This window comes from Bacillus sp. HNG (genome assembly GCF_003400205.1).
Lineage (GTDB): Bacteria > Bacillota > Bacilli > Bacillales > Bacillaceae_L > Ferdinandcohnia.
The window spans coordinates 299,177-313,874 of record NZ_QUQV01000004.1 but is presented as its reverse complement, the minus strand read 5'-3'; the positions used below and the strand labels follow the sequence as shown (position 1 = coordinate 313,874).

15 protein-coding genes are annotated in these 14,698 nt (G+C 35.4%); 5 read left to right on the top strand and 10 right to left on the bottom strand.

Annotated features, from left to right (window positions below; translation table 11 throughout):
• Positions 1-63 precede the first annotated feature (63 nt).
• Positions 64-555, top strand: a complete 492-nt coding sequence (locus tag DZB84_RS10235) for a TRAP transporter small permease (RefSeq protein ID WP_116352152.1) — start codon at positions 64-66, stop codon at positions 553-555.
• Positions 555-1,835: a TRAP transporter large permease gene (locus tag DZB84_RS10230; RefSeq protein ID WP_116352151.1), complete on the top strand. Its 1,281-nt coding sequence runs from the start codon at positions 555-557 to the stop codon at positions 1,833-1,835. Before DZB84_RS10235 ends, DZB84_RS10230 begins: the two co-directional genes overlap by 1 nt.
• 24 nt (positions 1,836-1,859) lie before the next feature.
• Here the strand turns inward: DZB84_RS10230 and DZB84_RS10225 are convergent, their stop codons facing one another.
• On the bottom strand, positions 1,860-2,738 hold the full coding sequence (locus DZB84_RS10225; protein WP_116352150.1) for a helix-turn-helix transcriptional regulator: 879 nt from the start codon (positions 2,736-2,738) through the stop codon (positions 1,860-1,862).
• 115 nt (positions 2,739-2,853) lie between these two features.
• Here DZB84_RS10225 and xylB point away from each other — a divergent pair, with 115 nt between their 5' ends.
• Positions 2,854-4,347 carry a xylulokinase gene (gene xylB, locus DZB84_RS10220; protein ID WP_116352149.1) on the top strand — a complete coding sequence of 498 codons (1,494 nt, stop codon included), beginning with the start codon at positions 2,854-2,856 and terminating at the stop codon, positions 4,345-4,347.
• A gap of 141 nt (positions 4,348-4,488) precedes the next feature.
• Here xylB and manA read toward each other — a convergent pair whose 3' ends face one another.
• The 9 genes from manA to DZB84_RS10175 all read right to left on the bottom strand — a co-directional run bounded on the left by manA (position 4,489) and on the right by DZB84_RS10175 (position 13,288).
• Positions 4,489-5,436: a mannose-6-phosphate isomerase, class I gene (manA, locus tag DZB84_RS10215; protein ID WP_116352148.1), complete on the bottom strand. Its 948-nt coding sequence runs from the start codon at positions 5,434-5,436 to the stop codon at positions 4,489-4,491.
• Between the two features lie 267 nt (positions 5,437-5,703).
• On the bottom strand, positions 5,704-6,234 hold the full coding sequence (locus tag DZB84_RS10210) for a type 1 glutamine amidotransferase domain-containing protein (protein ID WP_116352147.1): 531 nt from the start codon (positions 6,232-6,234) through the stop codon (positions 5,704-5,706).
• A 34-nt stretch (positions 6,235-6,268) separates the two neighbouring features.
• Positions 6,269-7,126 carry a MurR/RpiR family transcriptional regulator gene (locus DZB84_RS10205; protein ID WP_116352146.1) on the bottom strand — a complete coding sequence of 286 codons (858 nt, stop codon included), beginning with the start codon at positions 7,124-7,126 and terminating at the stop codon, positions 6,269-6,271.
• A 64-nt stretch (positions 7,127-7,190) separates the two neighbouring features.
• A complete protein-coding gene (locus DZB84_RS10200) occupies positions 7,191-8,369 on the bottom strand; it encodes an ADP-dependent glucokinase/phosphofructokinase (protein WP_116352145.1) in 1,179 nt (392 codons plus the stop codon).
• Between the two features lie 69 nt (positions 8,370-8,438).
• Positions 8,439-9,275, bottom strand: a complete 837-nt coding sequence (locus tag DZB84_RS10195; protein WP_116352144.1) for a carbohydrate ABC transporter permease — start codon at positions 9,273-9,275, stop codon at positions 8,439-8,441.
• Position 9,276: 1 nt separating this feature from the next.
• Positions 9,277-10,206, bottom strand: a complete 930-nt coding sequence (locus DZB84_RS10190) for a carbohydrate ABC transporter permease (protein ID WP_223254413.1) — start codon at positions 10,204-10,206, stop codon at positions 9,277-9,279.
• 67 nt (positions 10,207-10,273) lie between these two features.
• Positions 10,274-11,554, bottom strand: coding sequence for an ABC transporter substrate-binding protein (locus DZB84_RS10185; RefSeq protein ID WP_223254412.1), 1,281 nt, complete (start codon positions 11,552-11,554; stop codon positions 10,274-10,276).
• Positions 11,555-11,708: 154 nt separating this feature from the next.
• Positions 11,709-12,245, bottom strand: coding sequence for a D-lyxose/D-mannose family sugar isomerase (locus DZB84_RS10180; RefSeq protein ID WP_116352142.1), 537 nt, complete (start codon positions 12,243-12,245; stop codon positions 11,709-11,711).
• A gap of 125 nt (positions 12,246-12,370) precedes the next feature.
• Positions 12,371-13,288 (bottom strand): ketose-bisphosphate aldolase, encoded by a 918-nt coding sequence (locus DZB84_RS10175; protein WP_116352141.1) that lies wholly within the window; start codon positions 13,286-13,288, stop codon positions 12,371-12,373.
• A gap of 508 nt (positions 13,289-13,796) precedes the next feature.
• Here DZB84_RS10175 and DZB84_RS10170 point away from each other — a divergent pair.
• Together DZB84_RS10170 and DZB84_RS10165 are read left to right on the top strand one after the other, a co-directional pair.
• On the top strand, positions 13,797-14,063 hold the full coding sequence (locus tag DZB84_RS10170; RefSeq protein WP_116352140.1) for a helix-turn-helix domain-containing protein: 267 nt from the start codon (positions 13,797-13,799) through the stop codon (positions 14,061-14,063).
• A gap of 102 nt (positions 14,064-14,165) precedes the next feature.
• Positions 14,166-14,669 carry a competence protein ComK gene (locus tag DZB84_RS10165; RefSeq protein ID WP_116352139.1) on the top strand — a complete coding sequence of 168 codons (504 nt, stop codon included), beginning with the start codon at positions 14,166-14,168 and terminating at the stop codon, positions 14,667-14,669.
• Positions 14,670-14,698 lie beyond the last annotated feature (29 nt).

Sequence of the window (14,698 nt, the reverse complement as noted above, 5' to 3'; positions counted from 1 at the left end):
TTACTCTTTGCCTTTATCTAAATAAAGAGTAAACATTCAAGTACTAAACAGGGAGGGAAAATTGTGATTGAAAAATTTCTCTTTAAAGCAAGAAAGTTAACTGAGTCCTTTACATTACTCATGATCGCTGTTATGTCTATCATCATTTGTATACAAGTAATTGCGAGATATATTTTTAATTATACGCCTCCATGGATTCAACCATTATCACTCTTATTAATGGTTTGGATTGGATTTATTGGTATTGCAGTTGGATTTCAGGATGATAGCCATATAAAAATAAACTTATTTGTAGATAAAATGCCTAAAAAGTTTCAAAAATGGGTAATCACATCGCAAAGACTATTAGCATTCCTATTTGGCTTGTTTATGCTTATTGAAGGTAGTAAATTCTCTTATAGCATGAAAGATTCATATATTCCGGGTATTAACACACCTTCTGCTATACTCTATGTCGTTGTTCCAATTGCAGGACTTCTAACTATTTTATACTTATTTTTTGAGTTTTTTGGAAAATGGGAAGGCATCGCTGATGAAGGAGAGGGTGAAGAGTAATGGCTGTTGCTACACTTATAGGATTGTTTTTGTTTTTATTAATTTTTGGTGTTCCAGTTGCGCTTGCAATGGGCCTAACTTCCATCATTGTAGCATTTCAATTAGATATCCCGTTGTCGGTCCTAGTACAAAGAATGGTTGCGGGAATTAATAGTTTCTCACTTTTAGCCATACCTTTCTTTATCCTTGCTGGAGAAATCATGAATTCAGGTGGCATTTCCAAGCGCCTAATCAGACTTTCTGATGTGATTGTTGGAAGATTCCGTGGGGGATTAGGAATTGTTAACGTAAATACGAGTATGCTTTTCGGCGGAATTTCTGGTTCAGCATTAGCTGATGCTTCATCCGTTGGATCAATTATGATACCAATGATGAAGAAAAAAGGATACGATACAGACTATTCGGTTGCTGTAACTGTATCTGGTGCGACACAAGGAATCGTTATACCTCCTAGTCATAATATGATCATTTATGCATTGGCTGCAGGTGGGGGAATTTCGATAAGTTCTTTGTTTTTGGCTGGCATTATACCTGGAATTCTACTTGGCATAGGCTTAATGGTGACTGCCTATATTATTGCAGTTAAAAGAAAGTATCCTGCTGAGAAGCCTTCCTCATTTAAAGAAGTAGGGATTGCTTTAAAAGAAGCTGTTCCGGGATTACTTACCGGTCTCATTATCATTGGCGGGATCATGACTGGTATTTTCACTGTTACAGAATCAGCAGCTATCGCAGTTGCCTATGCCTTTTTAATAAGCTTTGTTTTTAATAAAGAAGTTAAAATTTCAATGATTATTCCTGTACTTTCTCGGACATTTAAGACATTGGCTCTCGTATTATTCCTAATTGCAACTTCAAGTGGCTTCGCTTGGTTACTAGCTTTACTTCGTGTTCCAAAACTAGTATCAGAGAGTCTTTTAAGCTTAACGGATAACCCATTCCTTATTACCTTGATTATTATTGTTATTCTTTTATTCCTAGGAACAATATTAGACGTTGCACCAATCATTCTTATTACAACCCCAATATTGTTACCGATTGCAACAAGTATCGGTATGGATCCAGTTCATTATGGTATTTTAATGATGATCTGTATGGCTATTGGATTGGTTACTCCTCCAGTAGGTGGAGCATTATTCGTTGGAAGCGCGATTGGTAAAGTACCTGTTGAAAATGTGGTTAAGGCATTGCTCCCATTCTACCTGAGTATGATTGTTGTACTTTTATTGGTTGCATTCATACCACATCTATCGATGTTCATACCGAATTTATTCCAATAAGAACCCCCTTTTGAGGGTTCTTATTTATTCAATTTTTGGTTGTTTCTCAAAAGATGGCAAAAACTCATCTTCTAGCAGAATATCTTTACCGACCACAGTCCTGGCTTGTTCTCGGTATTCTGTTGGAGATATTCCCTCCTTCTTACGGAACAACCTTGAAAAGTACGGGGCCGATAAACCGATTAATTCGGCAATTTCGGTAATTGTAAAACTACTAAATTCTAAGTATTCTTTTGACTTTTCGATTCTAATATCTTGAAGGAAATTCATCGGTGTTGTATCGTATATTTTTCTAAATAGCTCAATAATGTAATGAGGATGAAAATTAAAGCGCTGAGCTATATCTTCAAGCGTGATTTTTGATTGTAAATTTTCAGACAAATAATCCATGATTGGAAAATTAGGATGATACTCATTCATTTTGGTATAGATGGAACGATTGATTGAATTTTGGGACGGCATGTTTTCCTGTGCAATAGATAGCAAGAAGTCTTTGAACACAACATCTATTCGATAAAGAAGAATTGGATTAGGCTCCTTTAAATTCATCACGGATAACTTAAACAGTTCCTGTAATTTAGGGGACTCGCCTATGAAATACGGCATCGAAGGACTGTTATCTTTAAGTAAGTCCTCTAATTTTCGATTAATAATATCAAACTTTACATCGATTGTTGACGATATTTTCTCAAAGTGAAAGCTGTGCTCATGCTGTTTTGGAAACAAATAAGCATGTTTTGGAAGAAGATTATAGATTTCACCATTAATCTTTATGTACCCGTCTCCATCTATAATAAAAAGCAATTGATATAAATCATCATGATAGTGACTTTTAACTCCCGTATTTTTTTCATAATCGATTCTAGAAATCCAAAAGACCCTTAATTGTTCGTCTCGTAACATAGTATTCACCTCTATAAATATCGCTTGAGAAAATCAAACAATGAATTTTTTAAATATATAAATAATTATAGATGGATAATTTTTATTTTACACTAAAAAACAACGGGGGATAAACATGAAATATGTTATTGGAATTGACTTAGGTACAAGTGCTGTTAAAGCAATATTGGTTGATCGTGGTGGTGTAGTACATAAATCATTATCAAGGCCCTACCCTCTCATTATAGAAAAGTCCGGTTATAGTGAACAGGATCCTGAACATTGGTATATTAAAACAAAGGAGATTATTTCAGAAATCATCGAGAACTTCGATGGGAAAAAGGAAGATATTGAAGGTATTAGCTTTTCTGGACAAATGCACGGCTTGGTACTTTTAGATAAAAACTATCAAGTTCTAAGAAATGCAATTTTATGGAATGATACCCGCACTACAAAACAGTGCAGGGACATTAATGAAGTACTTAGTGAAAAAAAACTCATAGAAATTACAAAAAACCAAGCACTTGAGGGCTTTACTTTACCAAAGCTCCTTTGGGTTAAAGAACATGAGAAAGAAATATATAATAAAATACGTTATTTCTTACTGCCCAAGGATTACCTTCGCTTTCGAATTAGTGGTACAGTCGAAATGGATTATTCTGACGCTGCAGGTACACTTCTATTAAATATCTCAAAAAAAATGTGGAGTGATCAAATTATTGACAGCTTCAATCTAAATAAAAAGATCTTCCCCCCCTTAGTTGAATCATATGATTGCACAGGTACTGTTTCGGAAGAATTTGCAAAGGCAACTGGATTATCTACATCAACTAGGGTGTTTGCTGGTGCAGCAGATAATGCGGCAGGAGCGATTGGTGCAGGCGTTTTAACGGAAGGAAAAACTATATGCAGTATTGGAACATCCGGGGTTATTCTCTCCTACGAATCATCAAGTAATAAGGATTATCTTGGTAAAGTCCATTATTTTAATCACGGCAAGGAGAATGCATATTATAGTATGGGGGTCACACTTTCAGCAGGCTATAGCTTAAACTGGTTTCAACAAGTCTTTGCAACTGGAGAGTCAATCACATCTCTTTTAGATGGTATAGAATCAATTCCTCCTGGGGCAAATGGACTTTTATTTACCCCTTATCTAGTTGGCGAAAGAACCCCGCATGCTGATGCAATCATACGCGCAAGTTTTATAGGCATGGATGCTTCTCATACTAAAAAACACTTTACTAGATCTGTTATAGAAGGAGTTACGTTCTCTCTAAGAGAATCATTAGACATTATCAGGGAAAAAAATGATGTTTCCAAGATAATCTCAATTGGTGGAGGATCTAAGAATATGGTATGGCTTCAAATGCAAGCTGATATATTTAATACAAAGGTTGTAAAGTTAACTAGTGAACAAGGTCCCGCCTTAGGAGCCGCTATATTAGCTGCTGTAGGATGTGGTTGGTACAGTTCATTAGAAGAATGCTCAAGGGTATTTATCTCATATGAAAAATCCTTTACACCTAATCCATCATCTGTTCAAAAATATAACCAATTATATCAACTTTACAAAGAAGTCTATCAACAAACAAAGAAGTTAAATGAAGGTTTACATAGGTTTAGATAGTATGGTTATGACCTGAACCCACAATAAATACTTAGTGAGGTTCAGGTCATTTTATTGACCGCAGTTTTTTATTCCCTTTGTTCCAGGATGTTTAAAAGGAACGATTAATCCAAGAATATTAAATTCGCCTTCCTTTACCATTTAAGGATGAGAAACGATTAATTCTACTTTCCCTTTGATTTCAAATTCACCTAATCCAGCAGGTAGGATAAAATGTTTGCCTTTTTCAATTGTAAAGCTTCCCTCTTCGGTTACAATCTCCGCTGAGCCTTTCAAAACACTGCAAATTAGAAAGGGATTGTCCTGATAGAAAGCTGCAGAATCCTTAACTTCCCATTTATACACAGAGAAATATTGTTCTTCCACAAAAGTCGTAATTGCAGCACCCGGGATTTGCTCAACACTAGACTTAACCGTAATATCTTCATGTGGAATGGTAGTCACATCAATTGACTTTTGAATATGTAGTTCACGCTTATTCCCCTTTTGATCGACTCGGTCATAGTCATATACACGGTAAGTTGTGTCAGAGCTTTGCTGCGTTTCTAAGATAAGAACTCCTGAACAAAGGGCGTGAATGGTTCCGCTAGGGACATAAAAGAAGTCACCAGGTTTCACCTTTACACGGCTTAATAACTGGTTCCATTCTCCACGCTCAATCATTTGAACAAATTGCTCTTTCGTTTGAGCAGTATGACCATAGATAATTTCTGCATCTTCCTTACAATCAATCACATACCAGCACTCTGTTTTACCAAGTTCACCATTTTCATTTTTATTCGCGTACTCATCATTTGGATGAACTTGAATAGATAAGTCATTATTGGCATCAAGAATTTTGGTGAGGAGCGGAAAAACGTCTCCCTCCATATTTCCGAATAGCTCACGATGCTCTTTCCACAATTCACCCAGACTTTTCCCCTCGTATGGACCCTCACTTACAATACTTTGTCCGTTTGGATGGGCCGATACAGCCCAGCATTCACCTGTTAAGTCAGAATCAATCGTATATCCAAATTCAGTACGCAACTTGGTTCCTCCCCAAATACGTTCCTGAAATAGTGGTGTTAAGAAAATTGGTTGTTTCAAAAATAGCACTTCCTTTATAAAAAATACATTTTTTAAAAGGATGAAAAAATGTAAATTTCGTCATCACCTATTTTTCCATCATTTTACTACTAGTATATACTGCTTTTTTAGTTAATGTAAATTTTCCGTTTACTATAATAAAAAAAGTGCCCACTTTGCAGGCAATAATGCAAAGTTCCGCACCTTTTACACATTAGGTCTAATGGACTTAGAACGTAAAAATGTCTCTACAATAGTCTAAATCTACAAATACATCACTTCCTGTAATTACGCCTGCTTCTGTTCCATAACATTAATAAATTCCCTCATATAGTCGGGTAAATCTGGGGGACGACGGCTTGATACTAGGTGTCCGTCTGTCACAACGGGTTCGTCATACCAAATAGCTCCTGCATTTTCCATGTCATCCTTAATTCCTGGAGTGCTTGTTACTTTTTTTCCTTCCAAGATTTTGGCGGAAATTAATACCCAGCCAGCGTGACAAATTTGTCCAATTGGCTTTTTCGCCTTGTTCATCTTCTGCAGCATAGTTAAGACCTCAGGGAATCTCCGAATTTTATCAGGAGCCCATCCCCCTGGTACCAATATGGCATCATAATTTTCCACCACTATATCTGAATAGGCCAAATCTGAAACTGCAGGAACACCGTACTTTCCAATGTATGTTTCATTCGCTTTTTCACCCACAAGGTCAACAATTGCCCCTTCTTCTCTAAGCCTTAACACTGGATACCATAGTTCAAGATCTTCAAAGTCATGATGAATTAATCCGACAATCCTTTTTCCATTTAATCGCATTTTATATTTCATCCTTTATAAGTTTGTTTCATTCCTAATACTTGTAATCAGACAATGATTGTTCCAAATCACTGATCGATTCAAACGAAGTATCGAAGTTTATCCTTGATAATAGAAGGAATAATGTGTCAATAACTGTTATAGCTGGTACCCTCGAAAAACTAAATTCTTTGAAAAAGAGCTTTTCATTTGTGATACAGGTTAGCTGGATATCCGAAATCCTGGAAAGAGGAGACTTAAAATGATTCGTAATACTAATTGTCGAAGCCTTTCTTTTCCTTGCAATCTCAAATATTTGAAGCAATAGTTTCGAATTTCCCGAATTTGATATTCCAATAACAACATCATTTTCAGTCAAAGATTTCGCTAGACTTACCTGCATTTCAGGAGTGGTATTCACAATGGAACGAATTCCAATTTGATTAAATTTATAGGCCCCATCTAAAGCAGCAGGAATAGAATTTCCAGCTGCAACAAAGTGAACTATGCTACTTTTCCCAATGGTCTCAAGGGTTTTTTGAACAGCTTTAGGATCAAGAAATGAAGCTGTTTGTTTAAGCTCATCAATCTTATACGCAAAAATATTTTGTATAGACTCTTCAATATTATCCAAATTTATAGTTGTTGAATGTGTAGTCTTCTCAGTATTGTTGATTTCTCTTGCCAATGTTATTTTAAAATGATGGAAACCTTTCAGTCCAATTCTTTTGCAAAACCTTACAATTGTTGCTTCACTGACATCACATTGCTCTGAAAGCTCGGAGACATTCATATCAATTACGTTAAAATATTCCTTTATTACATAATCAGCAACTTTTCGTTCTGCCTCATGTAATGTTGGATACATGCTATTGACAGTATTCAATAAATTGTTTTCCTTTACGGTCGACATAATAACCCCCGTAATCATTTTTTCACTATTGTTCTACAAACTTCTTTACCCACTCACCTAATTTTTATGTTGTTTTTACCAATTTATTAAATTGAGTTGGGGCTTCTACTAGTAATCCAGCAGTAAAGGTATCTCCCAAACCTATAGTACTAGTAGTTCTTCCAATATAACTTGGACAAATTGTAATATCCTTACGACCATTCGTGATTTCTTTTAACTTTTCTCCTCTTGGATTTAAGGACGATTGTTTTGAAAATAAATGAATCTCATTCTTATCACATATCTTCCCCGTTAGGGCTCTAGCAAAAGCAAACTGATTACCATTTCGTAATGAAATTGCCCATTGACTCGTATCATATCGAGTCGATTTAACTAGGGAAAACTGTTTTGTATGAAGAATAAAATATGAAACATTTAGTCGCTCATAGACTTCATCAATCGTTTGTATCAACTGATGATCCTCATATTCTAATAATGGTTTGTTTAGTTTAAATAACTCTTGAAATTCATCTTCATTCATTCCAATACTGTCAATATACCCTTGCAGTGTTTTAATAATTTTCCATTGTTCGTCCAATGACCAGATTGAAGCGAGTTCAAGATGAACCTTTGGTCTATTATTCCCCATTAATTTTAAAACATCGACTGTTTCTTTTAAAAAATGTGTAATTTCCTCACTACTATCAAATGAATTATATCCTGAAATCAATAACCAGTTAATGTTATTTTCCACCTTTAATAATTCATTAATAAAGGGCTCCCCAATCATATTCGGTGAGAACTCGTTGTCTTTTCTAAAAATGATCCTATTTGAAGTAATCCCATTATCATATTCTAAAATATAATGTTTAGGGACTTCTCCTGTCTTCTTTGGTACGAGTTTTAGGTTCTCATAATCTGTTACCAAAGAGACTAACTCTTCGGAGATTACAGGTATATTTACAATTGAAAAATATCCTGCACGACTAGCTGCGCATCCAGCTTGTATACCGGTCCCCCCGATAGCCTTTTTCCATTTCAATGATTTCTCCAATCTAGATAATACTGACTGTTCGCTTACAATATACTCCGCACCACTTCCCCTCTCTATATTATATGCTACAGCGGTACAGAACTTTTCCCATGTATCAATTACTGGTTTATGTTCACCATTGGCATTTTCCTTAATTTCTTCATAGAAGGGTTCAGTAACATTGGCTAACAAATCAATATTAGCCGTAAAACCAAATGAAATACTTTTCATACTTATTCGCCCCCATATATTTACATTCCACTTAACATTTGTTTACCTTTTATTTTTTATAGATGTTACCTAGCTTTTAACAGCTCCAGATGTCATCCCTGCAATGAAATATTTTTGGAAGAATAAGAATAGAAGTAATATCGGTAACGATCCAAGTATGCTCATTGCCATCATTTGATTCCACTCGTACGCATGCTGCCCCATTAGTAGGCTAATTCCTACAGGGACAGTTCGAAACTCATTGGTCTTAGTTAAAGCTAAGGCAAATAGATATTCATTCCATGCCAACATAAAGGTATACATTCCTACCGAAACTAATCCTGGAAGCGACACCGGAACCAGGACATTCCAAAGCGCCCTAAATCTTGATCCGCCATCGATCATAACTGCTTCATCTAAGTCTTTTGGCAATGTATTAAAATATCCAGTCATCATTAAGATTGCATAAGGTAGTGTAAATATTAGGTAGGTTAGAATCAATGCCCAATATGTGTTATACAGGCCAATTGTTACAATCAAACCTAAATATGGAATTAATAAAGTAATAGGTGGTACCGCTTGAACACTTATAATAATAGTATTAATCACTTTTTTACCTGGATAATCAAACCTACTAAAGCTATACGCAGCTAGGATACCTACAATTAATGTCAAAATCACTACAGTAAAAGCGATAATATAGCTGTTAATGAAGAATCTAATTTTTTCTGGATCATTGAAAATCTCAAAGTAAGCATCGAATGTGAAATTCTCGGAAATCCAAACTGGTGGCCATGCAAAGATTTCTGAGTTTGGTTTAAAAGAATTCAAAAGCATCCATAAAACCGGAAAACCAGCAAAGGTTGTTCCTATAATTAATAGGATTATAGTTATAACTTTAATATACCACTTTCTATCTCCAACCATATTATTCACTTCCTCTCTGATGTCTTACATAAAAGATCGCAACGATTGTACATACGATTAACAAAATGACTGCACTAGTTGAAGCCAAAGAATATTCATACTGACTAAATCCTTGCTTATAAATAAACGTACTCAGTATCTCCGTTGCATCTATTGGTCCTCCACCAGTGGTCATCCAAATTAGGGCAAACTGTTGTATTGTCCAAACAAAATCTAGCAATATTAAGCTAATTAAAATTGGTTTTAATTGAGGAATGGTAATATGGAAAAAACTCTGCACACTGTTTGCACCGTCAATCGCAGCAGATTCATAGAGTTCGGATTGTATTCCTTGAAGTCCGGCTAAAATACTGATCATAAAGAATGGATATCCAGCCCATATATTAATCGATGTGACAGAAAACAATGCAAAGTCTCGTGAGGCTAACCATTCTATCTGACTACTAGTTAAATTTAATTCTACTAATAGAAAGTTAATAAATCCGTTGGGACTTAATAGCAACTTCCATAGAACTGCTATAACAGCTGCAGTGAACATCCATGGCAAAGAAAATATTACTCTAAATATAGCTTTTGTTTTCGTACCCAGATATTTTGTATTTAATACCATTGCAAAGGTCATACCTAAAATCATATGTAGAATGATACTACCGCCAACAAAAATTGATGTATTCTTTACGGCCACTAAAAATGATTTACTTGTTAAGATTTCTTTAAAGTTTTCAAAACCTACAAATTCGGGATTTTTATTAATAATGACATTGTCATAAAATGAATAACGAATAACCATAAAAATAGGTATTACTAATAATACAACCATTAACAAAATTGTTGGTATAAGATATACATAGGGCTCAGTTTTTTTAAAAAACTGCGGTTTTCTACTTTCCTGTAAACTTCTTATCGTTTCAGTTTTAGCTTCTGTTCTCACCTTCCATTACCACCTTTCTAAACAGGGATGTATGTCTAACATACATCCCATTGGTTAATCGTATTTATTATTCAAACGCTTCTTCCCATATTTTCTGTGTTTCAGCTAACATTTCCTTTGCTGAACTTGTATCTCCATCCAGGTAAAGTTGTAGTTGTTCATCAAAAGTTCTCATTAGCTCTTCAGAAGTTGGAAGTCCAGTAAATTCGTTAATTGCATATGACTCTTGGTATAGTTCATAAGCTTTTCTAAACAACTCATCTGCTTGTGAATAATCAGGTTGTGCTTTTGAGTTTCCTGGGAAGGCATTTGCATAAACAGCAAGTTCTGCATTTACTTCAGGACTCATTAGGTATTCAATAAACTTCATAGCTTCTGCCTTATGTTCGCTATTCTCTGCAATTCCAATACCCCAATTGGCTACATCCATACCACCTTTTCCGCTATAACCATCTTTAACCGGTGATGGAATAAAATCGAAGTTTAAGTCGGGTGCCCCTTTTTTTATGGTCGTTAAGTGAGCTAGTGAATCATGCATAAATGCTATACGACCATTTGTAAACTCTTCTACCATATCTGCTTCTTTCATAGCGTATGCACCCGGAGCTACTACACCAGCATCAAATAATTCTTTAACAAACTCAACAGTAGCAGTTAAATCTGGATTGTCTGTTAAAGCAGGCTTGCCATCATTTAACATGGATCCCCCAGAAGCCCATAGCCAACTCATAAAATTGTTTTGAATTCCACTTGGAGATTCTGTAGACAACGGAATTGCCCAACCTGCCTTCCCTGTTGCCTCAGTAATTTTACTAGTTACTTCACTAAATTCAGACCAAGTTTTAGGCATTTCTTCAATACCAGCCTCTTTTAAAATATCTAAATTTACATACATCGGATATGCAAAATTCACTACTGGAATCATATAGGTATTCCCATCAACCCTAATTTGATCAGATAGCTGACTATCATCATATCCACTTTCTTTCATCAAGGCCGTCAAATCTGCAATTGCTCCCTGTTTAGCAAAATCATATACCCAAGAACCATCAAGTCCAACAACATCTGCCATTGTTCCTGTCGCTGCGCCTGCTGCAATTTGCGTTTTCGTATCAGCATACGGATTACTTAAAAGTTTTACCTTAATACCCGTTTCTTCGGTGAATCCGTCAACAATTTCCTGAAGAAAGCCATCTGGTAGTTCTACACCCCACCACTGTTGAAATTCCAATGTAACTTCCTTACTATCTTTGTCAGAAGTCCCAGTCTGTGAATTACAGCCTACAAGTAAAACCAAAATACTCACAATCGATATAACTGCTACTACACCTTTTTTAAACGCTTTCAAATTGAGCCCCTCCCAATTATCAATTCTTTTAATCACACAATTTGTTACGTTACATACTAAAAATTAAATCGTTATGAATAGGAATTTGGGATAGAGAAGAAGGGAGATTTTCTTTCTATTAAAATTTCCGTCTCTATCCTTTCCCATACCTATATCATTTTGGAATACGAATGATTCTAGGATCTGTAAAAACATCTGAGGCATCATCACTATTTGATGAGAACTCTGAAATAATAGCACCTTCAGAACCCGCTTGAAACCAATGCTTTGTATTTTCAGGTATTGTATACTGCTCGCCTTCATGAAGCACTACTTCATTAAAAACCGTATAGTATTCTTTATCCTTATCAGGTGGTGAAACTAAGGGCTGTTCCTTTGCCTGCCCTTCCACATAAAGATAGACAGTTCCTTTACGACAACGGAATGTCTCTAATTTTCCAGGACTTCCATCCTCACGTGGTGGGTGACAGTGCTCTGGACAGGTTTGTTTTGGAAATAACACTAAATCCTTTGCACAATAACGTTCATTGTTAATATATGTGATTAACTGTAATCCAGTTGTCTCTAAATCATTCAACCCAAAATCTGCAATTTCAATTTTTTCTTTTTCAGATTCTGTTAGAATAATTCCAGCATCCACCAACATATTTGCCACAATTTCCTGATAATCTTTTATTTGAAGTTTTGCCATGTAACATCTCTCTTTCCAATGTTGAAATAGATATATGTTATAAGAAATTATGAAAGGTCTATGAAGTGTAAAATAAAACGACATTTTCTGTAAGGAGTCATATGATGTAGGTCGAATTAAAAATGTCAGTATCGGTTTGCCGAAACTGCACTTTTCTCTGTTTTCTGAGGATTTGGTAATTCTTTGTAAAGACTTGCTTTACCTACTGATTCAAATAAATGCATCTTATGATTTATAACCTTTTGAGCTTCTATAATACATTCAGGGTAGATCACATTTGGATCCCAGTATTCAGTAGTATTTAAGATTTCTCGCGCTTTTTTAAAATAAGCATATTTCATATCACTTGAAATATTGATTTTACCTACTCCAAGTTTTATAGATTGTGAGATTTCATCATCAGGATTTGATGAGCCTCCATGTAAAACCAATGGAATATCTACAAGCCTATTGATTTCCTCTAAAATATCCATCTGCAATTCAGGCTTGATATCTTTTGGGTAGATTCCATGTGCTGTACCAATCGCAACAGCTAAAGAGTCAACCCCTGTTCTATTAACAAAATCTCTTGCTTCTGCTGGCTCTGTGTACGTTATCTTTGATACTCCGCCCTCAACAGAGTTTCCAGTATTTCCAATTGTTCCGAGTTCACCCTCCACTGATACTCCTAAAGTATGTGCAATATCTACTACTTTTTTTGTTATTGCAACATTTTCTTCATATGGTAAAAGGGAACCATCAATCATTACTGATGTAAAACCGCAACGTATTGCTCTTAATACTTCCTCAATCGAACCACCGTGATCCAGATGTAGGACAAATGGAACCCCACTTTCATATACTCGATGTCTTACATATGAGAAAAACTCATCTGTTAAAAATTCAAGTTCAGATGGGTGGATTGCAATAATTGCCGGCGAGTTTAAGCTTTCTGCCTCTTCAACAACTGCTCTTAAAAATGAGCTATCGGCTACATTGAACGCCCCTACAGCAAATTTATTTTCTTTTGCAACTGTTAGTAACTCTTTCATTGTAATTAACATTTTCTTCTCTCCTCGTCATGTTTTTTATGGAATGTGATACACCCAACAAAATTGCAACGCTTTCATTCGTATAAACTCTTTACTATCACCTCTTTGCTTGTGTATGTACGAATTACCCCAAAAGAAACTTTATTTCTCGTCATTTTAGTGAAATTAAATTTTTTTCTATATGTTTTTATGAAATTTAATTTCTTAATACAAATATAAATCATATTGTTATGATTCTCAAGTGTTTTCTGATAGTTTTGAATTTTTGTTGTTAAAAGTGTGAAATTTTAGTCACATTTAATCTAAATATAATAAGAAAGTTTGATCATCATAAAACTTTTCATTTAAAATCAAAAAGTTTACCAAAGTTAATAAGGTGCATAAAAGTAGAAAATAATAATCTTAATTGGGTAAGAGAACAGTTATATCCTCTTCTGAAATAATTTTAAAAAGGGGTACAGTTGTACGTGGTACATCGGTCTACGCGACTAGATAATAGTTGTAAAAAGGGGTTACTAGTTTGGTAGAACGAGATATAGATAAGAAAAAACTTACGAAACACTTTGGTAAGGTGTTACGCGAAACACGAAAAGAAATGGATCTTACTTTAGAAGAGGTTGCGAGAGATTCGTTTATTGATGACAAATACATAGGTAAGATCGAGACTGGAAATAGAGGTCCTGGACTTCTCACTCTTTATAAACTTCGCAAGAGAGCAAATATCAGTGTAGATGAAATTTTTGATAAAATTCCTGAAGACCAAGTATTAGACGATCCCGATGAATAATGACTTCCTCTGTTTTTTCCCCCATAGTTAGTAAAATGACTAACTCCTCGGTATTTTTTATCTTCGGTTACCCCACTTATCCCTCAAAGGAGTGTTAAAAATATGAATACAATTCTCAACGATTATGACATTAATCAGGACACGATGGCGCTATTATCTGTAGCCCATATCGAGTATGCTACAATTGTTCTGGAAAGACTTCAAATGCTCTATGTTAAAAAGACTCCACTACAAATTATTCAGGCAGCCTGCCTTGAAGGCGGAGCCACCTACGAGGGCAGACGAAAAGCCGTCACCTACTTAACCGGTGCGGTGCAAAAGGTACCCATTCCAATCAATCCTCGACGAAAGATCTTCGCATTTCCCACTCACTCACCTACCGCGTTTGAGTGCAGCTGGATTTTCCACCATCACATAAAAACAATTAGACCTTCCGAAAAAACAAATCCAACAACCCAATCGATAATCCAATTTAAGAATAATCAAGAACTACCCATGAATGAATCTCACTACATTCTACAAAAACAATTAACACGTACAGCTATGTGCATCGTTCAATATTCAACTCCAGAATTCCCGCAAACGCATTCACTATTAGGTTTATAAAAAAGGAGCAGTTACCTGTCCCTCCAAAC

Coding starts and splice junctions, on each gene's coding strand:
- DZB84_RS10230 (WP_116352151.1), top strand. CDS start 555: ATGGCTGTTGCTACACTTATAGGATTGTTTTTGTTTTTATTAATTTTT.
- DZB84_RS10225 (WP_116352150.1), bottom strand. CDS start 2,738: ATGTTACGAGACGAACAATTAAGGGTCTTTTGGATTTCTAGAATCGAT.
- xylB (WP_116352149.1), top strand. CDS start 2,854: ATGAAATATGTTATTGGAATTGACTTAGGTACAAGTGCTGTTAAAGCA.
- DZB84_RS10210 (WP_116352147.1), bottom strand. CDS start 6,234: ATGCGATTAAATGGAAAAAGGATTGTCGGATTAATTCATCATGACTTT.
- DZB84_RS10205 (WP_116352146.1), bottom strand. CDS start 7,126: ATGTCGACCGTAAAGGAAAACAATTTATTGAATACTGTCAATAGCATG.
- DZB84_RS10200 (WP_116352145.1), bottom strand. CDS start 8,369: ATGAAAAGTATTTCATTTGGTTTTACGGCTAATATTGATTTGTTAGCC.
- DZB84_RS10195 (WP_116352144.1), bottom strand. CDS start 9,275: ATGGTTGGAGATAGAAAGTGGTATATTAAAGTTATAACTATAATCCTA.
- DZB84_RS10180 (WP_116352142.1), bottom strand. CDS start 12,245: ATGGCAAAACTTCAAATAAAAGATTATCAGGAAATTGTGGCAAATATG.
- DZB84_RS10175 (WP_116352141.1), bottom strand. CDS start 13,288: ATGTTAATTACAATGAAAGAGTTACTAACAGTTGCAAAAGAAAATAAA.
- DZB84_RS10165 (WP_116352139.1), top strand. CDS start 14,166: ATGAATACAATTCTCAACGATTATGACATTAATCAGGACACGATGGCG.